At 66.5% G+C, this 19,518-nt stretch carries 16 protein-coding genes and 1 riboswitch; of the genes, 5 read left to right on the top strand and 11 right to left on the bottom strand.

Going from position 1 to position 19,518, the window contains the following annotated elements:
- Window positions 1–69 precede the first annotated feature (69 nt).
- Window positions 70–2,577, bottom strand: coding sequence for a prolyl oligopeptidase family serine peptidase (locus tag RZA67_RS12755; RefSeq protein WP_317213099.1), 2,508 nt, complete (start codon window positions 2,575–2,577; stop codon window positions 70–72).
- A gap of 109 nt (window positions 2,578–2,686) precedes the next feature.
- A riboswitch (S-adenosyl-L-homocysteine riboswitch) is annotated at window positions 2,687–2,767 on the top strand.
- A 31-nt stretch (window positions 2,768–2,798) separates the two neighbouring features.
- Here RZA67_RS12755 and ahcY point away from each other — a divergent pair.
- The 3 genes from ahcY (at window position 2,799) to RZA67_RS12770 (ending at window position 5,303) form a co-directional block, all read left to right on the top strand.
- Window positions 2,799–4,244 carry an adenosylhomocysteinase gene (gene ahcY, locus RZA67_RS12760; protein ID WP_317213100.1) on the top strand — a complete coding sequence of 482 codons (1,446 nt, stop codon included), beginning with the start codon at window positions 2,799–2,801 and terminating at the stop codon, window positions 4,242–4,244.
- A 142-nt stretch (window positions 4,245–4,386) separates the two neighbouring features.
- A complete protein-coding gene (gene ybaK, locus RZA67_RS12765) occupies window positions 4,387–4,860 on the top strand; it encodes a Cys-tRNA(Pro) deacylase (RefSeq protein WP_317213101.1) in 474 nt (157 codons plus the stop codon).
- Complete coding sequence (locus RZA67_RS12770; RefSeq protein ID WP_317213102.1) at window positions 4,860–5,303, top strand: hypothetical protein; 444 nt, start codon at window positions 4,860–4,862, stop codon at window positions 5,301–5,303. The genes ybaK and RZA67_RS12770 overlap by 1 nt, the downstream gene beginning before the upstream one ends.
- 22 nt (window positions 5,304–5,325) lie before the next feature.
- Here the strand turns inward: RZA67_RS12770 and RZA67_RS12775 are convergent, their stop codons facing one another.
- Window positions 5,326–5,883, bottom strand: coding sequence for a DUF3228 family protein (locus RZA67_RS12775; RefSeq protein WP_317213103.1), 558 nt, complete (start codon window positions 5,881–5,883; stop codon window positions 5,326–5,328).
- Window positions 5,884–6,105: 222 nt separating this feature from the next.
- Here RZA67_RS12775 and metF point away from each other — a divergent pair, with 222 nt between their 5' ends.
- On the top strand, window positions 6,106–6,933 hold the full coding sequence (metF, locus tag RZA67_RS12780) for a methylenetetrahydrofolate reductase [NAD(P)H] (protein WP_317213104.1): 828 nt from the start codon (window positions 6,106–6,108) through the stop codon (window positions 6,931–6,933).
- A 9-nt stretch (window positions 6,934–6,942) separates the two neighbouring features.
- Here metF and RZA67_RS12785 read toward each other — a convergent pair whose 3' ends face one another.
- The 3 genes from RZA67_RS12785 to RZA67_RS12795 form a co-directional block, all read right to left on the bottom strand.
- Window positions 6,943–7,896, bottom strand: a complete 954-nt coding sequence (locus RZA67_RS12785; protein ID WP_317213105.1) for a Nudix family hydrolase — start codon at window positions 7,894–7,896, stop codon at window positions 6,943–6,945.
- Between the two features lie 105 nt (window positions 7,897–8,001).
- Entirely contained in the window at window positions 8,002–10,731 is a 2,730-nt protein-coding gene (secA, locus tag RZA67_RS12790) for a preprotein translocase subunit SecA (RefSeq protein ID WP_317213106.1), read from the bottom strand.
- Window positions 10,732–10,901: 170 nt separating this feature from the next.
- Entirely contained in the window at window positions 10,902–11,855 is a 954-nt protein-coding gene (locus tag RZA67_RS12795) for a M23 family metallopeptidase (protein WP_317213107.1), read from the bottom strand.
- 12 nt (window positions 11,856–11,867) lie between these two features.
- Here RZA67_RS12795 and RZA67_RS12800 point away from each other — a divergent pair, with 12 nt between their 5' ends.
- Entirely contained in the window at window positions 11,868–12,311 is a 444-nt protein-coding gene (locus RZA67_RS12800; protein WP_317213108.1) for a DUF721 domain-containing protein, read from the top strand.
- 273 nt (window positions 12,312–12,584) lie between these two features.
- Here RZA67_RS12800 and lpxC read toward each other — a convergent pair whose 3' ends face one another.
- The 6 genes from lpxC to murC form a co-directional block, all read right to left on the bottom strand.
- Window positions 12,585–13,496, bottom strand: a complete 912-nt coding sequence (lpxC, locus tag RZA67_RS12805) for a UDP-3-O-acyl-N-acetylglucosamine deacetylase (RefSeq protein WP_317213109.1) — start codon at window positions 13,494–13,496, stop codon at window positions 12,585–12,587.
- 216 nt (window positions 13,497–13,712) lie between these two features.
- Entirely contained in the window at window positions 13,713–14,954 is a 1,242-nt protein-coding gene (gene ftsZ / locus RZA67_RS12810) for a cell division protein FtsZ (protein ID WP_317213110.1), read from the bottom strand.
- A 163-nt stretch (window positions 14,955–15,117) separates the two neighbouring features.
- A complete protein-coding gene (gene ftsA / locus RZA67_RS12815) occupies window positions 15,118–16,353 on the bottom strand; it encodes a cell division protein FtsA (protein WP_005408083.1) in 1,236 nt (411 codons plus the stop codon).
- Window positions 16,350–17,081, bottom strand: coding sequence for a cell division protein FtsQ/DivIB (locus tag RZA67_RS12820; RefSeq protein WP_317213111.1), 732 nt, complete (start codon window positions 17,079–17,081; stop codon window positions 16,350–16,352). Before RZA67_RS12820 ends, ftsA begins: the two co-directional genes overlap by 4 nt.
- A complete protein-coding gene (locus tag RZA67_RS12825) occupies window positions 17,078–18,055 on the bottom strand; it encodes a D-alanine--D-alanine ligase (protein WP_317213112.1) in 978 nt (325 codons plus the stop codon). Before RZA67_RS12825 ends, RZA67_RS12820 begins: the two co-directional genes overlap by 4 nt.
- Entirely contained in the window at window positions 18,052–19,488 is a 1,437-nt protein-coding gene (gene murC, locus RZA67_RS12830; RefSeq protein WP_317213113.1) for a UDP-N-acetylmuramate--L-alanine ligase, read from the bottom strand. The genes RZA67_RS12825 and murC overlap by 4 nt, the downstream gene beginning before the upstream one ends.
- Between the last annotated feature and the right edge of the window lie 30 nt (window positions 19,489–19,518).

The raw sequence follows: 19,518 nt of genomic DNA on the forward strand, positions 1-19,518 counted from the left end.
CGCAGGTGGTTTCAGCGGTAACGCCACACCATCGCGCTGCCGGGCCCTGCGGCCCGGCAGCACAGGCGGTCAGCGCTTGGCCTTGGCCTTGATCGGCGCGCCCGGACCGATGGTCTGCTCCAGCCAGCGCTCGCTCTCGGCCAGCATGGTCATGATCGACTCGCGTGCGCGGTAGGCATGCGACTCATTGGGCAGCATCACCAGCCGCGAGGTGCCACCGAGCCCCTTGACCGCCGCGAACATGCGCTCGCTCTGCATCGGGAACGTACCGGAGTTGTTGTCGTCCACGCCGTGGATGAACAGGATCGGGTCCTTGATCTGGTTGGCATAGTTGAACGGCGACATCTTCTGGTAGATGTCCTGGGCCTGCCAGTAGTTGCGTTCCTCGGCCTGGAACCCGAACGGCGTCAGCGTGCGGTTGTAGGCACCGCTGCGGGCGATGCCGGCCTTGAACAGACGCGTATGCGCCAGCAGATTGGCGGTCATGAACGCACCGTAGGAATGGCCGCCGATCGCGATGTGGTCGCGGTCGGTGACACCACGCCGCACCACTTCGTCCACCGCCGCCTTGGCATTGGCGACCAGCTGTTCGATGTAGGTGTCGTTGGGCTCCTTGTCACCCTCACCGATGATCGGCATCGACGGACTGGCCAGCACCACGTAGCCCTTGGCCAGGAATGCCTGCGGGCCCCAGTAGCTGACCGCATTGAAGCGATAGGGCGAATCGGTGACCTGGCTGGCCGCAGCCGCGCTCTTGAACTCGCCCGGGTAGGCCCACATCAGCAGCGGCCGCGGCCCTTCGCGCCTGGGGTCGTAACCTGGCGGCAGCAGCAGGGTGGCGGTGAGCTCCACGCCATCGGCGCGCTTGTAACGGATCTGCTCCTTGCTGACCCCGCGCAGGGCCGGCAGCGGATGGCTGACCTGGGTAAGAGCACGCGCCGCGGCGGCCGGATCGGCCAGCGACTGTACGTAGTAATTGGCTGGCTGCTCGGGGCTTTCGCGGGTCAGCAGCAGCGCACTGGCATCGTCGCCGAGCAGGGCCAGCGGCAGTGCATAGTCCGGTGCCTGCGAGTGGAACAGACGTTCGGTTTTTCCGCTGGCCAGGTCCATGCGGTCGACAAACGGGCGGTCGCCCTCCGGCGAGGCACCAGCGCCATACAGATAGATGCTGCCGCCGTCGGTGCTGGTCTGCAGCAGCGCGCGACCGTTGTCGTCACGCAGCACCGCCGGCCGGCCCGGATCGTTGTAGCGATCCTGCGCATCGCGGTCAAACAGCAGCCGCGGCTCGGCGCTGCCGCCCGGCGCGATCACCCAGGTCTTCGTGCGGCGGGTCTTCCACCAGCTCTCATTGAGCAGGGCCAGGTCGTCGTGCCCCCAGGTGATGCCGGCATAACGGCTGCCCAGCTGGGCCAGGGTAACCGGGGCGGTGTCGAATGGCGCGGCCTGCATCATCACCGCATCGCGGATCTTCGCCTCACGGTTGGGATCGCCGCCGTCCTGCGCTTCAGCCCACACCAGCGTCGCCGGCGCGTCGCCGCGCCAGCTGATGTCGCGGACCCCGGTTACTTCGGCGTCGTTGCCGGTCGGCAGACCTTCCACCAGCGGGCGGTTGGCGACCGTGTGCACCAGCTTGCCGCTGCTGTCGAGCACCTCGATACGGCGCGGGAAGCTGCTCACCGGCACCACGTACGAGTACGGACGCACCGCACGCTGGCTGAGCAGGTAGCGACCATCAGGCGAGAGGCTCAGGTCCAGGTAGATACCGGCCATGCCGACCGGGCTGCTCTGGCCGTCAAGGCCGATGCGCATCGGCTGGGCGGTGGCGTAATAATCAAACAGCGCGGCATCGGCCTGGTTGCGCAGCAGATCCTGATAGGTACGGATGGATACCACGCCGCTGCCCTCGGTGGTCTGCTGCACGGCCGGCCCGGTGGGGGTGGCGTCGCCCGGGGGCGGTGCGCCGGCATTGGCCACCCGGCTCATCACCAGCAGCCCACGGCTGTCGGGCAACCACTGGAAGCCATCGCCGAGCACGGTGTTGAGCTCGCCGCGCAGGCGCCGCGCGCTGGCAGCCGCCACGTCCACCAGCCACAGTTCGTTGGCGCCGGTAGCCGCATCGACCTGGTTGAAGGCCAGCCACTTCTGGTCGGGCGACCACGCCAGGCTGGCCACTGCCAGCTTGCCGGGCAGGCCGCTGATCTGCCGCGGCGCGCCGTCGGCGATGTCCAGCAGCCACAGTTTCTGGCCATAGCTGAAGCGGCTGTCGGAGAACGTGCGCGGATTGATCCGGCGGCCTGCCAGCTTCAGCTCGGGCTGCGCCACGACCTCGATGGAGGGCAGCGAAGGCATCTGCAGCATCGCGCCGACATCACGGCGCGGCGACAGGTACAGCGTCGGCGAGCGGGGCTGATCGACCACCGCCTGCAGGGCGGCCGAGGGCAGCTCATAGCCCGTTGCGCCGTTGGCGACGACCACCCCTGGGGTATCGGCCAGCACGGCCGGGGCCACCGCGAGCAGGGCCATCGACAGGACCAGACCGGACCAGAGGCCAGGCCGGCGGCGCATACGCTTGTTCATCTGCTATCCCTTGGATGCGTGCAAACCACCGACCTTAACAGCCCCTGCGCGCGCGCCCACCTGCCGATGGTTGGGGGCGGGCCCGAAGGCGATATACTGGCGGTCTTCCCTCACCGAGGGGCGCTGCGACCGGAGCCTTGGGCCCGGCCAGGCTCGGTGGGCGGTGACGTGACAACGGCGCCCGGCCAGACGAACCCTCTCGTCCTAAACCGGAGCAATGAATGAACGCTGTTGCAAAGACCTTCTCCACCGAAGGTGATTACAAGATCCGCGACATCGGCCTGGCCGACTGGGGCCGCAAGGAACTGGACATCGCCGAGCACGAAATGCCGGGCCTGATGTCGATCCGTCGCAAGCATGCCGCCAGCCTGCCGCTGAAGGGTGTGCGCGTGACCGGCTCGCTGCACATGACCATCCAGACCGCGGTGCTGATCGAAACGCTGAAGGACATCGGCGCCGACGTGCGCTGGGCCTCGTGCAACATCTTCTCCACCCAGGACCACGCTGCCGCGGCCATCGCCGCCACCGGCACGCCGGTGTTTGCCTGGAAGGGCGAGACGCTGGAAGAGTACTGGGACTGCACGCTGGACGCGCTGACCTTCACCCTGCCCGACGGCACCCTGACCGGCCCGGAACTGGTGGTTGATGATGGCGGCGATGTCACCCTGCTGATCCACAAGGGTTACGAGCTGGAAAACGGCAGCGACTGGGTCAACACCGCGTCCTCCTCGCACGAGGAACAGGTCATCAAGAACCTGCTCAAGCGTGTGGCCACCGAGCGTCCGGGTTACTGGGGCCGCGTGGTGAAGGACTGGAAGGGCGTCTCGGAAGAGACCACCACCGGCGTGCATCGCCTGTACCAGCTGGCCCAGGCCGGCACCCTGCTGATCCCGGCGATCAACGTCAACGACTCGGTCACCAAGAGCAAGTTCGACAACCTCTACGGCTGCCGCGAGTCGCTGGCCGACGGCCTCAAGCGCGCGATGGACGTGATGCTGGCCGGCAAGGTTGCCGTGGTCTGCGGCTACGGTGACGTCGGCAAGGGCTGCGCCGCGTCGCTGCGTGCCTACGGCGCGCGCGTCATCGTCACCGAGATCGACCCGATCTGCGCCCTGCAGGCGGCGATGGAAGGCTACGAGGTCAACACCCTGGAGTCGACCCTGGGCCGCGCCGACCTGTACGTGACCACGACCGGCAACAAGGACATCATCCGCATCGAACACCTGAGCGCGATGAAGGACCAGGCCATCGTCTGCAACATCGGCCACTTCGACAACGAGATCCAGGTCGATGCGCTGGTGGCCTTCCCGGGCGTGCAGCACGTCAACATCAAGCCGCAGGTGGACAAGTACGTGTTCCCCAACGGCAATGCGATCTTCCTGCTGGCCGAAGGCCGCCTGGTCAACCTCGGCTGCGCAACCGGCCACCCGAGCTTTGTGATGTCCAACAGCTTTGCCAACCAGACCCTGGCACAGATCGACCTCTGGGCGAACAAGGACAGCTACGAGAAGAAGGTCTACCTGCTGCCGAAGAAGCTGGACGAGGAAGTGGCGCGCCTGCACCTGGAGAAGATCGGCGTGAAGCTGACCACCCTGAGCCAGGAACAGGCCGACTACATCGGCGTGCCGGTGGAAGGCCCGTTCAAGCCGGACCACTACCGCTACTGATCGAACCCGCATGCCGGTCCATGGCCGGCAGCGCGGCGCGATGTACCACGGAACGGGCGCCTTCGGGCGCCCGTTCTGCGTTGGGCGGCCGCTCTGCAGATGCGGTCAAGGCACCGCGCATCCGGTGCGTTAGCATGCCCGCATGACCCCCGCCATCAACCTGCTCAAGCGCGAGAACATCCTCCATCACGTGCGCAGCTATGCGCACGATGCTGCGGCCGCCTCCTACGGCAGCGAGGCGGTGGAGGAACTCGGCCTGGACCCCGCGCAGGTATTCAAAACCCTGCTGGCCAGTACCGAAACCGGGGAGCTGCTGGTGGCCATCGTGCCGGTGGCCGGACAGCTGGACCTCAAAGCCCTGGCCGACGCCGCCGGCTGCCGCAGGTGCGCGATGGCGCCAACCGATGCAGCACAGCGTGCCACCGGCTACCTGGTCGGCGGCATCAGCCCGCTCGGGCAGAAGAAGCGCCTGCGCAGTTTTCTCGATGCCAGCGCGCAGGCCCTGGCGACCGTGCACGTGAGCGCAGGCCGTCGCGGACTGGAAGTGGAACTGGCCCCTGCCGACCTGCTGCGCCTGACCGCAGGCCGTTACGCGCCCATCGGCAAGGCCCGTTGATGGACACAGCCGATGCCCTGCTGCAGGACCTGCTCAGCGGTGATACCACGCGCATCCATGCGTCGACCTGCGCGGTCGCGGTGACCTTCGATGCGGCGCTGCTGGATGCGCTGGCACCGCATGCCGACCGCATTGAAAGAGCCTGCGAACGGGTCGCGCTGGGCGGCGCGCTGGTGACCAACCAGGTGCATCTGCAGGCTGCGCTGCAGCGCCTGCGTTACTGGCACGCGAGGACCGGCTGCCTGTGTGCGCTGTTGCCCGGCTATCTGTTCTTCAATCCCCAGCGCCTGATCGAGCAGGGTCAGATGCAGCTGCTCTGTGCAGGCGAGGCGGAAGATGGCTGGGGTCAATGCCATCAGGTGGCATGCGCACGCTGTGGACAGCACTGGCAGGCCACCGACCGCGAATACCATTACCGGTGGTGGGAGTGGAAAGCGCGCTGAGGCTCGCCGCGATGCCGGCGCGTCAGGGCCGCCAGTTGGCGTTGTTTTCCCAGAACTGCACCGCACGCTGGTAAGCGGCGCGGTCCAATGGCACGCCCGACCCGCCCTCGTCCACACCCAGCGCATTGCGCATCATGGTGATGGGCGCCATGGGGATCTCCTCCGGCTCGGCGGTGTAGATGCAGCCCACAACGCCCCACTCCCCGTCGATCGGCGAGCCCTCCCTGGCCAGCTGCTCAGCGCTGTACAGGATCACCACCAGATAGTTGGCCCGCGGCGCCTGGACGCCCTCGAACCAGCGCACCAGCACGGGCAGCTCATCGCGGTTGCGCGCCTCATAGCCGCTGCGCAGCAGATGCCGGTTCTCGTCGGTGATCGGCACCGTCAGACACCGCGTGCTGGTCCAGTTCTCGTAGACGAACAGTTTGCAGAACGGCGCGTAGCCATCGAGCACCTTCAGCGGCGCATGCGCATTGAGGTGCGCCTGGAACTGCTCGGCAGTGATGTCCTGGATCGTATTGGCGCGCGGCACACGCGGAAACAGGCGCGGACGGGCGAACTCGGTGAGGATGAACGACATGGCGTGCTGCAGGAAACAAAGGCGGCCACAGGATGCCATGCAACGCCGCCGCACAACCAGCCTGACGGTGTTCCGCAGCAGCGGGCCCAGAGGCGGCGCACACCGATCGGGCCGTCGAGGTGACAGGGCGCGCGGCACGGCGCAGGCCACCTGTGCGAGGTCATTACATCCATCTTGATGTAGCGATATACTGAGTCCGGACCCGCCGCTGTCGATGCTGCCATGACGCCCCTGAGTTTCGAGTTCTACCCGCCCAAGACCGATGAGCAGCGCGCCCAGCTTGACCGCACGGCGGCCCGGCTCAAGGCTTACGCCCCGGAGTATGTGTCCTGCACCTTCGGCGCGGGCGGCTCCACGCTGAGCTATACCTCCGAGACGGTACGCCACCTCAAGCAGCACCACGGATTCGACTCCGCCCCGCACCTGTCCTGCGTCGGCGGCACCCGCCAGGAGATCCGCGAGCTGCTCAAGCTGTACCGCGCGATCGGCTGCCATCGCATCGTCGCCCTGCGCGGCGACCTGCCCTCGGGCATGGGCCACCCCGGTGACCTGCGGTATGCAGCAGAACTGATCGACTTCATCCGCAGCGAGCACGGCGATGCCTTCCACATCGAGGTCGGCGCCTATCCGGAAACCCACCCGCAGGCCGTCGACGCACTGGCAGACCTCAACTACTTCAAGGCCAAGGTGGACGCGGGTGCCGATGCGGCGATCACCCAGTACTTCTACAACGCTGACGCGTACTTCCACTTCGTCGACCAGGTGCGGCGGCTCGGTGTGGAGATTCCGATCGTCCCGGGCATCATGCCGATCTCCAACTTCAGCCAGCTGCGGCGCTTTTCCGAGCAGTGCGGCGCCGAGATACCGCGCTGGATCAGCCGCCGCATGCAGGCCCATGGCGATGACAGCGAATCGATCCGCCGCTTTGGCGCCGAGGTGGTGGCCCAGCTGTGCCAGCGTCTGCTTGAGGGCGGTGCCCCCGGCCTGCACTTCTACACGTTGAATCTGGCCAAGCCGACAACGTCGGTGCTCAAGCTGCTGCGCAGCTGACGGCCTGCCTCAAGCCGGCCATAATCCGGAAATCGCAGCGATACCCTGGGCGCCGTTCCTGCGGGCGGTGGTGATGTCGTCCACGCCCAGACCACCCAGCGCATAGATCGGCAGGGAAACCTGGGCGCGCAGTGCGGCGAACGCCTCCCAGCCCATCGGCACCGCGCCGGGATGCGAGGCGGTCGCCTGCACCGGCCCCAGCACCGCAAAGTCGCAGCCCAGGCGCTGCGCGGCCTGCAGCGCTGGCAGGTCATGGCAGGAGGCGGCCACCAGCTGGTCCGCAGGCAGGGGCCGTGCGGCCAGCGTATGCAGCTGCTCGCTGCCCAGGTGCACGCCGATGCCCAGTTCGCGGGCCAGGGCGATATCGCGGTTGAGCAGCCACTGCACGGGCCTGCGCTGGCCTTTCACTGCATCGGCGACGAGCGCCGCCCACTCGGGGTGGTCCTGACCGGGGCGCAGCTGGATACGCTGCAGGCCACTGTCCACGGCGCGCTGCAGTTGCTGCTGCCATTGCAGCGCATCGACTGCGTTAGCGCCAACCGCTGGGGTGATCAGATAGCGGTCGGGATGACGCAGTGCGGCGACCACCGGCAGGTCCGCCGGTGGCATGGAGTAGCGGCCCAGCTTCTCCGGTGCCACCCACGTGATGGCCTGGCCTTCGCGGCCACGCGGGCTGCCCTTCCAGCTGCGGATGTGCCGTACCTCCAGCACCAGATGCTTGTCCGGGTAGCGCTGCGGCACATCCATGATCCAGTTGCCGACGTCAGCCTCGATGCCCAGCTCTTCGCGCAGTTCGCGCACCAGCGCCTGCTCGGAGCTTTCACCGGGCTCACGCTTGCCACCTGGAAACTCCCAGAGGCCCGCCATGTCGCGGTTGTCGGTACGGCGGTTGAGCAGGATGCGGCCACGGGCGTCGGTGATGACGCCAGCCACTACGTGGATCGATCGTGTCGGGGAAGGCATGGTGGGAGGATAAAACAGAAACGCCCCGCACTGGGCGGGGCGTCCGGCGGAAGCACGAAGCTCCCGCAACAGAGGCCGGACAGACCCGGCCCTGCCTGCGTTGGGTCAGTTCAACTGGCCGTGGCAGTGCTTGTACTTCTTGCCGCTGCCGCACGGGCAGGGATCGTTGCGGCCGATCTTCGGCTCGTCGCGCTGCGCCTGGCCAGCATGCTGCGCCGCTTCCACCTGTGCAGCTTCCTCGTCGGCACTGTAGCTGCCGGCGTCCTGGTGCTGGAACTGCGACTGGCTCAGGCGCGCCTGCGCCTGCTGGCGCTCGGCGGCTTCCAATGCGGCCACTTCCTCGTCGCTGCGGATGCGCACACGCGAGAGCAGGGTCACCACTTCGCGCTTGACGTCTTCCAGCATGCCCGAGAACAGCTCGAACGCTTCCTTCTTGTACTCCTGCTTGGGCTGCTTCTGCGCATAGCCGCGCAGATAGATGCCCTGGCGCAGGTAGTCCATGCGCGCCAGATGCTCCTTCCAGCTCTGGTCGAGCACGGTCAGCATGACGTGCTTTTCCAGTGCCCGCATGGTGTCCTGGCCCACGCCGGCTTCCTTCTCGGCAAAGTGCGCGTCCACACGCTCCTGCACCTTCTGGACGATGCCTTCGGCGTCCAGTTCCTCGTGTGACTTGACCAGCTCGGTCAGCGACATCTGCAGGCCGAACTCGGATTCCAGGGTAGCCTCCAGCCCGCGCAGATCCCACTGTTCGTCGATGGAGTTGGGCGGCACGAAGCGAGCGACCACGTCGTAGATCACATCGCCGCGGATACCCTCGACGTTCTCCTTGAGCGACTCGGCGTCGAGAAGTTCGTCGCGCTGGCCGTAGATCACCTTGCGCTGGTCGTTGTTGACATCGTCGAAATCCAGCAGGTTCTTGCGGATATCGAAGTTGTGCGCTTCGACCTTGCGCTGGGACTTCTCGATGACCCGGCTTACCAGACGATCCTCGATGACGTCGTCATCCTTCATGCCCATCATGCGCATCATCTTCTGGACACGCTCACCGCCGAAGACACGGATGAGGTTGTCTTCCAGCGACAGATAGAAGCGCGACGAACCAGGGTCGCCCTGGCGGCCCGAACGGCCACGCAGCTGGTTGTCGATACGGCGGGATTCGTGGCGCTCGGTGCCTACGATATGCAGACCACCGGCCGCCTTGACCGCGTCGTGGCGTTCCTTCCAGGCCGCCTTGACCGCCGCCTTCTGTGCTTCGGTGGCGTCCTCGCCGAGCTCGTGCAGTTCGGTTTCCAGCGAGCCGCCCAGCACGATGTCGGTACCACGACCGGCCATGTTGGTCGCGATGGTCACCGCGCCAGGACGGCCGGCGTTGGCCACGATGGTCGCTTCGCGGTCATGCTGCTTGGCGTTGAGTACCTCGTGATGCACGCCGGCCTTGCGCAGGTGCTCGGAGAGCATCTCCGAGGTTTCAATCGACGTGGTACCCACCAGCACCGGCTGGCCACGCTTGTTGCAGTCCTGGATGTCGGCCAGCACGGCGTTGAACTTGCCTTGGCGGTTGAGGAACACCTGGTCCGGTGCGTCCTTGCGCAGGGTCGGCCGGTTGGTGGGAATCACCACCACTTCCAGCCCGTAGATGCTCTGGAACTCGAACGCTTCGGTATCGGCCGTACCGGTCATGCCGGACAGCTTCTTGTACATGCGGAACAGGTTCTGGAAGGTGATGCTGGCCAGGGTCTGGTTCTCGCGCTGGACCGGCACGCCTTCCTTGGCCTCCACCGCCTGGTGCAGGCCGTCGGACCAGCGGCGGCCGGACAACGTGCGGCCGGTGAACTCATCGACGATGACCACTTCGCCGTCGCGCACGATGTAGTCCACATCGCGCTGGTAGATCGCATGCGCGCGCAGCGCGGCATTGAGGTGATGAACCACTGCCAGGTTCTGCGGTGCGTACAGGCCGTCGGTCTCGGCGTCGAGAATGCCCGCTTCGACCAGCAGACGCTCGGCGTGCTCCATGCCCGCCTCGGAAAGATGGACCTGCTTGCCCTTCTCGTCCACCCAGAAGTCGCCCTCGCCGTCTTCGGCTTCCTGCTTGATCAGGTTGGGCACCACCCGGTTGACGCGGATGTACAGCTCCGGGGAATCGTCGGCCGGACCGGAAATGATCAGCGGCGTGCGCGCCTCGTCGATCAGGATCGAGTCGACTTCGTCGACGATGGCGTAGTGCAGCTCACGCTGGTAGCGGTCGGCCCGCGACAGCGCCATGTTGTCGCGCAGGTAATCGAAGCCAAATTCGTTGTTGGTGCCGTAGGTGATGTCGGCGTTGTAGGCCTCGCGCTTGTCGCTGTGCGGCATGCCCGGATACACCACGCCCACGCTCAGGCCCAGCCAGTTGTACAGCTTACCCATCTGCGCCGAGTCACGGCGGGCCAGGTAGTCGTTGACGGTGACCACGTGCACGCCCTTGCCTTCCAGCGCGTTGAGGTACACCGGCAGCGTCGCCACCAGGGTCTTGCCCTCACCAGTGCGCATTTCGGCGATCTTGCCCAGGTGCAGCACCATGCCGCCGATCAGCTGGACGTCGTAGTGGCGCATGCCCATGACGCGGCGGCTGGCTTCGCGGCAGACGGCGAAAGCTTCCGGCAGCACCTTGTCCAGGGCCTCACCGTCGGCGATGCGCTGCTTGAACTCCGGCGTCTTGGCCTGGAGCTGCTCGTCGCTGAGCTTCTCCATCTCCGGCTCCAGCGCATTGATCTTGGCGACGATGCGGTTGAGCTGGCGCAGCTGTCGTTCGTTACGACTGCCGAAGACGCGGGTAAGCAGGCTGTTGATCATTGAAGGAACCGGGTTGTCAGGTGAACGCCGCACGGTTCCAGGGGGGGATCCGTCCGCCGCAAACGAAACAGGGCGCCTGGCGCCCTGTCGGTGGCTACATCCATTGTAGCTTGGGACGGCCCCGCGGGGTTTCAACCTCCGCAGGCACCGTCTGTCCTGTTCTGGCCGTATCAGCCGCGCGAGACGCGACCGACCGGTGTATTGCCACCGTCGCCGAGGAACTTGCGCGGGTTGACCACGCGACCGTTCTCCCAGACCTCGAAGTGCACGTGGGCACCGGTGGAACGACCCGTCGAACCGGCCTTGGCCACTTCCTGTCCGGCCCGCACCAGGTCGCCCGGCTTCACCACCAGGCGGGAGTTGTGCGCGTATCGCGTCACATAGCCGTTGCCATGATCGACGTCGACCACGTTGCCGTAGCCGCCCTTCACGCCCGAGAAGCTGACCACGCCATCGGCCACCGACATCACCGGGTCGCCGACGCGGGCATGGAAGTCGATGCCCTTGTGGCTGCCCACACCGCGACCGAACGGGTCGGCGCGGTTGCCGAAGCCGGAGGTCACGTAGCTGTTGCGGATCGGCATGCGCGAGGGCACCGCGTTCTGCTGCAGCTGGTGGTCGAACATCAGCGATTCCATCACCGACAGCTGGCGGCCTGAAGCAGCAAAGCGCTGCTCCAGCACCTGTAAGTCGGCGTTGACGTCGTTGACCGGGATATCGGCCACCGGACCGCCGGCATCGCCGTCACCCAGACCCGGAGTCTCGTTGAAGTCGAACTCGCCGTCTTCCAGCTTGCCCATGGCGGTCAACCGCTCGCCCAACGCATTGAGCCGGGTAGCCTGCGCCTGCAGCTCGCCCAGCCGGGCGGCCAGGGCGTTGACCTGGGTCTGCGCATCGGCGCGGACCTTGGCCAGCTCCTGCTCCTGCTGCGCGACCTGGCTGCGCAGGTGCGCATCGCCGAGCAGGTTGGCGCCCATGCCACCGGCAAAGCCGATAATGCAGCCGACGCCGAGCACGCTGCCCAGCAGCGCGCGCGGACGGTCCTCGAAGTAGTGCTGTAGACGCGTGAACGCCGTTTTGTTCCTGCTTTCACGCGTTTTGATTACGATCTTTTTGAATGCCATCTGTGAGTTTTCATGTCAGAGCCGAAATCCAGCGTCCGTACCGCGTCAGCACCGAAACCGGCGCTGGATGCGGTCATGGCGGACAAATCCGGGAATCCGCTGCGTCGGGCCTTGTGGCTCGATGCGCTGGACCGGCAGTTGCGCCCCCACTTGCCGCCTGCGCTGCGCAACCATTGCCGGCTTGCGAACACACGCGACGAACACCTCGTTTTTCTCGTCGACTCCCCCGTCTGGCACGCCAAGCTGAGGCTTGCCGAGGCGCAGTTGATCGACGCGGCCCGCTCCATCGGGCTGAAGGCCACCAAGGTGACCATCAAGACTGCGTCCCCCGTTCCCGTGCGCTCCCCAGCACATGACAACCAGAACGGACCCCACGCAGTTTCAGCCGCCACGCACAAAGGGCTACGCGACGCCTTGGCAAGCCTGCAGGACGTTCTCCCCAAGGGAAAACGCTGACGACCACGGGTGCATCCTGCCCCGCTCCCCGCGCGTCACGGCGATGTAGCCGTGGCGTGAAACTTTTACGAGTGCCGGGGGGCATCCTAACGGGCTCACCCCGTCCAGTCGTTAGGGTTTTGTTATTTATTTGTTAAGTTCAGGCTTTACATGCCCGGGGTTCACGAACTGTGACCTTCATCCGCGCCGATGTTCCCTACACCTCGTGAAGACCAGAAACGACGACGCCGCCCTGCGGCGGCGTTCGTTTCACGCTGGGCCATCCCCTTTCTTTCAGGCGTAAGCGGGGCTGCCGTAGGCCACCGGCTCGGCTGCGGTCGGGGCTTCGTAGCTCACCCATTCCCACGCGCTGGCGTCGGCGATCAGGGCGCGAACCAGCTTGTTGTTCAACGCATGGCCCGACTTGAAGCCCTCGTAGGCGCCCAGCACCTGGCCGCCGGCCAGATAGAGGTCGCCGATGGCATCGAGAATCTTGTGGCGCACGAACTCGTCCGCATAGCGCAGGCCGTCTTCATTGAGCACGCGGAACTCGTCCAGCACGATGGCGTTGTCCATCGAGCCACCGAGGCCGAGATTGCGCTCGCGCATGTATTCCAGGTCGCGCATGAACCCGAAGGTGCGGGCGCGCGAAATTTCCTTGGCGTAGGCCGTGGTCGAGAACTCGATCTCCTGGCGCGACTGCTTGGCCGGAATCATCGGGTGGTCGAACTGGATGGTGAAGCCCAGCTTGAATCCTTCGTACGGACTGAAACTGGCGACCTTGTCGCCTTCGGTGACTTCCACTTTCTTCAGCACGCGGATGAAACGTTTGGGCGCGTCCTGTTCCTGGATGCCGGCCGACTGCAGCAGAAACACGAACGGACCGGAGGAACCGTCCATGATCGGCAGCTCGGCCGAGGACAGCTCGACGATGATGTTGTCCACGCCCAGACCGGCCAAGGCCGACATCAGGTGTTCGACGGTCTGGATCTTGGCATCGTGGCAGGTCAGGCCGGTACACAGGGTGACCTCGGTGACCAGCTCGGCTTTGGCTGGTACTTCCACCACCGGCTGCAGATCCACACGGCGGAACACGATGCCATGGTTGACCGGTGCCGGGCGCAGGGTCATGTAGACCTTGTCGCCGCTGTGCAGGCCAACGCCGGTGGCGCGGATCGTGTTCTTGAGGGTGCGTTGCGGGATCATGGATGTGCCAGATGCAGGCGGCCGGCCGCTATGGCCACGCCAGAAGAGTTGCCTAGATTAACACGGGGCCGCCCCTACCCTGGCTGAAACCCGGCAGGACGCAGCAGCGCACCTTGCGGCGCACGTCGGCAGGGCAGCCGGGCCGATCCTGGCCCGGCGCCTGCAACAAGGACATGGTGACCGTTCACCGGGGAGGACAAGCCCCGGTGGCGGCGATCAGTCCGCCTGGCGGCGCAGGAATGCCGGGATGTCCAGGTAATCGTTGGGCAGTTCGGCCGCGGCCGGTGCAGCGGCCGGGCTGCTCGATGCGGCCGGGCTGGAGGCTGCCACGCTGTCGCTGCTCGCGCGGCGCAGACCCAGGCCCACGCCGCCGACGGCCTTGGCCACAGCGTCGCCACCGTTGTCGAAGTCGGCGAACTCCGGCTGACCGGTGGTGGCATTGCGCACCAGCTTGATCGGTGCACGCTCGCCCGGACGCTGGCTCTTGGTGGCGGCCACGCGGTTCAGGCCGGTAGCCACCACGGTCACGCGCACTTCGTCCTGCATGTCCGGGTCGAGCACGGTACCCACCACCACGGTGGCGTCTTCCGAAGCGAAGCCATCGATGGTGCGGCCGATCTCGTCGAACTCGGCCATGGTGAAGTCGGCGCCGGCGGTGATGTTGACCAGGATGCCGTTGGCACCGGCCAGGTTCACATCGTCCAGCAGCGGGTTCTGGATCGCCGATTCGGCAGCCGCCTGCGCACGGTCGTCGCCGCGGGCGGTGCCCGTACCCATCATCGCCAGCCCCATCTCGGACATCACGGTGCGCACGTCGGCGAAGTCGACGTTGATCAGGCCCGGACGCACGATCAGATCGGCGATGCCCTGCACGGCGCCCTGCAGTACGTCGTTGGCCGCGCGGAACGCCTGCACCATGGTGGCGTTGCGGCCGAGCACGGTGATCAGCTTCTCATTGGGGATGGTGATCAGCGAGTCGCAGTGCTGGCTCAGCTCCTCGATGCCCTTCAGCGCCACCTGCATGCGGCGACGGCCTTCGAACGGGAACGGCTTGGTGACCACGGCAACGGTGAGGATGCCCATTTCCTTGGCAAGCTGTGCCACCACCGGCGCCGCGCCGGTGCCGGTGCCGCCGCCCATGCCGGCGGTGATGAACACCATGTCCGCACCCTGCAGCGCATCCATGATGCGCTCGCGGTCTTCCAGTGCAGCCTGGCGGCCGACTTCCGGGTTGGCGCCTGCGCCCAGACCCTTGGTCACGTTGGTACCCAGCTGCAGCTGCAGCTTGGCACCGCAATTCTTGATGGCCTGCGAGTCGGTGTTGGCGGTGATGAACTCCACGCCATCCACACTGGAGTTGACCATGTGCGCTACGGCATTGCCGCCGCCGCCGCCCACGCCAACCACTTTGATCACCGCATTGGGTGCCATCTTTTCGATCAGTTCAAAATGCGCCATGTCCGTGTCCTCGTTGTATCCGCTTATCGGTGGCATGGGCGGTCTGGCCTCCTGCCTCTGCGCGCCATGATGCCGATGCGGCTGTGTGGGTTGTGTGTTGCCGGTGAAACTTTGTGGTGCCGGTGTTGCCGCCGGGCGAAGCCCGGATGAAACAGATTCCGCGTCAGAACTCGCCACGGAACCAGGTCTTGAGTTTTTTGAACATGCTGCCGGCGCGGCCGGTGGGCAGCGACGGGCGTCGGGGGTGTTCGATCTGGCTGCCCATCAGCAGCAGGCCGACGCCGGTGGCGTGCACCGGGTTGCCCACCACTTCACCGAGCCCGGTGACGTGCTGCGGAATGCCGACACGCACCGGCATCTGCAGCATTTCCTCGGCCAGTTCGACCACGCCTTCCATCTTCGAAGCGCCACCGGTGAGCACCATGCCGGCACGTACCAGTTCCTCGAAGCCGGAGCGACGCAGCTCGGCCTGGACCATCTCGAAGATTTCCTCGTAGCGGCCCTGCACTGCCTGGGCGAGCGAATGGCGCGGCATCCGGCGCGGCGGGCGGTCCCCCACCGACGGCACCTGGATGCTCTCTTCGGCAGTGGCGAGCTGGGCCAGCGCGCAGGCGTAACGCACCTTGATCTGTTCGGCTTCCGGAGTCGGCGTGCGCAGCATGTGCGCGATATCGTTGGTGACATGGTCACCGGCAATCGGCAGCGATGCGGTATGGCAGATCGCGCCCTGCACGAACACCGCGATATCGGTGGTGCCCGCACCCATGTCGACCAGCACCACGCCCAGCTCGCGCTCGTCGGCGGTGAGCACGGCCACGCTGGAGGCCAGCGAGGACAGCACCAGGTCGTCCACCTGCAGGCCGCAGCGCTGCACGCACTTGCTGATGTTGGCCGCTGCCGACTGCGCGCAGACCACCAGGTGCGCGTGCACTTCCAGGCGCACGCCGGTCATGCCGACCGGATTGCGGATGCCTTCCTGAGAATCGTCCAGCACATACTCGCGCGGGATGGCATGCAGGATCTTCTGGTCGGCGGGGATGGCCACGGCCTTGGCCGCATCCAGCACCCGGTCCAGATCACCCCAGGTCACTTCGCCGTCGCGGATCGGCACGATGCCGGGCGAATTCTTGCACTGTACGTGGTTGCCGGAAATGGAGGCGTAGACCGAGCGGATCTCACAGCCGGCCATCAGCTCCGCCTCTTCGACAGCACGCTGGATCGACTGCACCGTCGACTCGATGTCCACCACCACGCCACGCTTGAGCCCGCGCGACTCGTGCGAGCCGATGCCGATCACCTCGATCGGGTTGCCCGGCGAATACTCGCCCACCAGCGCCACCACCTTGGAGGTGCCGATGTCCAGGCCGACGATCAGCGATTTATCACCCTTGCGATTCATGTTCTTTCCTGCGTGTTCTTCGGCGCGTCAGCCGGCGGGGTTCCCCAGCTCAGCGTGAAACCGTTGGTATAGCGAAGGTCGGCGCGCTCGATCGGCGCCGGCTGGTTGGCCAGCTGTGGCAGCACACGGACGAAGCGCTGCAGCCGCGAACGCGCATCGTCGCGGCCGACGACCACCACCGTGCCGTTGCTCAGCAGCAGCGACCAGCTGCCGCGCGCGTCCATGCCCAGCCGCGTCACGTCGACACCGACCGGGGCGAACATGGCGCGCGCGTCGTTGTAGAGCTGCACCACTTCTTCGGTCTGGCTGTCCGGGCCATCCAGCTCGGGCAGCTTCAGGTCGGCGAGCTTGCGCGGGGTCGGGAACAGCTTGCCCTGCTCGGAGAGCAGCCGGTCCTGGCCCCAGCGGGCGAACGGCTTGTGCTCGACCAGGGTCACCTCCAGCACATCCGGCCACTGCTTGCGCACGCGCGCGCTCTCCACCCATGGCAGCGCTTCGATCGCGTCCTGCGCATCCTGCAGCTTCACCGCGAAAAAGCCGCTGCGCGCGTAGGGCATCAGCACTTTCTGCAGCTGTTCGGCCGGCACCCGCTTGAACTCGCCATGCACACGCAGTTTCGCCAGCGGCCAGCGTTCTGCGCCGACCCAGCCGTTGAGCACGGCCACGACCGGCAGCGAGACCAGGGTCAGCGCCAGCAGCCAGACGAAGATGCGCAGCACCACGTTCATGCGTGCGTGCTCTCCCCGTCAGCCGTCACCAGCGTCTGCTCCAGCACGCGCCAGACCAGCTCCTCGAAACCGATGCCAGCCTGCGCAGCCGCCTTGGGCACCAGCGAATGGCTGGTCATGCCCGGCGCGGTGTTCACCTCCAGCAGATAGAACCCGCCGCTGGCGCGGTCGCGCATCACGTCCACACGTCCCCAACCACGGCAGCCGGCGGCGCGGAAGGCGGCCAGTGCGATGCGGCCGATCTCGGCCTCATCCTCGCCGTCCAGGCCGGGGCACAGATACTGGGTGTCTTCGGCGATGTACTTGGCGTTGTAGTCGTACCACTGGCCCTTGGGCACGATGCGGATCGACGGCAGCGCCGTGTCGCCCAGGATGGCCACGGTCAGCTCATCACCGACCACCATCTGCTCCATCAGCAGCTGGCCGTCGTAGCGCGCAGCCAGCGCGACCGCCTCGTCCAGCCCGGCATCGTCGGTGACCCGGCTGATGCCCACGCTGGAACCTTCGTTGGCCGGCTTGACCACCACCGGCAGGCCAAGCTCGGCGGCGTTGGCGTGCACGTCGGCGGCGGTGACACGGCGGTACTGCGGAGTCGGCAGGCCCAAGGCCAGCCACACCTGCTTGGTACGGATCTTGTCCATGCTCAGTGCCGAGCCCAGCACCGGCGAGCCGGTATACGGCACACCGAAAGCCTCAAGCAGGCCCTGCACCACGCCGTCCTCACCACCGCCGTTATGGCCGTGCAGGATGTTGAACACGCGATCCACCGTGCCCGCGGCCAGGGCCTTGGCCAGTGCGGGAATGCCATCGATGGCAACCGCATCGACACCGCGCGCCTGCAGTGCCTGCAGGACGTTGCGGCCCGAGTCCAGCGAGACCTCGCGCTCGCTGGAAGTACCGCCGAGCAGCACACCGACGCGGCCGAAGGCCGCCGGATCGGTGCTGCGCAGCGGAGCGGAAACGGCAGCGCTCATTGCGCGTCCTCCACGATGAAACCGTCCACGGCGATCTGGCTGGCCACGGCGCCGATGTCACCGGCCCCCATCATCAGCAGCAGGTCGCCGTCCTGCAGCACGTCCGGCAGCATCTGCGCCAGTTCACTGGCCTTGCCGACCACCACCGGCTCACTGCGGCCGCGGGCACGGATCGCCCGCGCCAGCGCATGCGAGTCGGCACCGGCGATGGGCTCTTCGCCGGCCGGGTAGACCTGGCTCAGCACCAGTGCATCGACGCTGGAGAGCACGGCGGCGAACCTGTCGAACTGGTCGCGGGTGCGGCTGTAACGGTGCGGCTGGAAAGCAACCACCAGACGCTTGTCGGCCCAGCCGCCACGCGCGGCGGCAAATACGGCCTCAAGTTCACTGGGGTGGTGGCCGTAATCATCAATGATGCGCACCTTGGCGCCACTGGCGGTGGTGACTTCGCCGAGGTCGTTGAAACGACGGCCAACGCCGGCGAAACCTTCCAGTGCCCGGGCAATGGCATCCGGCGCCACCCCCAGCTGCCAGCCCACCGCGGCGGCGGCCAGTGCATTGAGCACGTTGTGCCTGCCCGGCAGCGCCAGCACGACTTCCTGGCTGGTGCCTTGCGGCAGGCGCAGCGTGAAGCGCATGCGCGGACCTTCCTGCACCACGTTCTCGGCGCGCACGTCGGCCTGTGGGCTGAGGCCATAGCTCATTACATGGCGCGGCGTGCGGCTGGCAAGTTCGGCCACTTCCGGGTCGTCGATGCACAGCACCGCCAGCCCGTAGAACGGCAGACGCTGCAGGAACTCGGCAAATGCAGCCTGCACGCGGGCAAAGTCGTTGCCGTAGTTTTCCAGGTGATCGGCATCGATGTTGGTGATGACCGACATCAGCGGATTCAGGCGCAGGAAGCTGCCATCGCTTTCGTCAGCCTCGGCTACCAGCCACTGCCCGCTGCCGAGCCTGGCATTGGCGCCAGCGGCCAGCAGCTGGCCGCCGATGACGAAGGTCGGGTCCAGACCGCCCTCGCTGAGCACCGCGGCGGTCAGGCTCGTCGTGGTGGTCTTGCCATGGGTGCCGGCCACCGCGATTCCGCGGCGGAACCGCATCAGCTCGGCCAGCATCGCGGCGCGCGGCATGATCGGAATGCGCTGGCTGCGCGCCTCCATCAACTCCGGGTTGTCTTCGCGGATCGCACTGGAGACCACGACGCAGTCGGTACCGAGCACATTGGCCGCCGAGTGACCGCGCATGATGCGCGCACCGAGACCGGCCAGACGGCGCGTGGCCGCGTTGTCCGCGTTGTCCGAACCGGACACCTCGTAGCCCAGGGTCAGCATCACTTCGGCAATGCCGCTCATCCCGGTGCCGCCGATGCCGACGAAGTGCACGCGCGGGAAAGCGCGCACCAGGTCGTTGGTGTCCTGCAGGCGGCGGATCATGCGCGTGCCCCCGGGAGCTCCAGGTGGCGG

It is taken from the genome of Stenotrophomonas sp. C3(2023), from assembly GCF_032911385.1.
In the GTDB taxonomy this organism is placed as follows: Bacteria; Pseudomonadota; Gammaproteobacteria; order Xanthomonadales; family Xanthomonadaceae; genus Stenotrophomonas.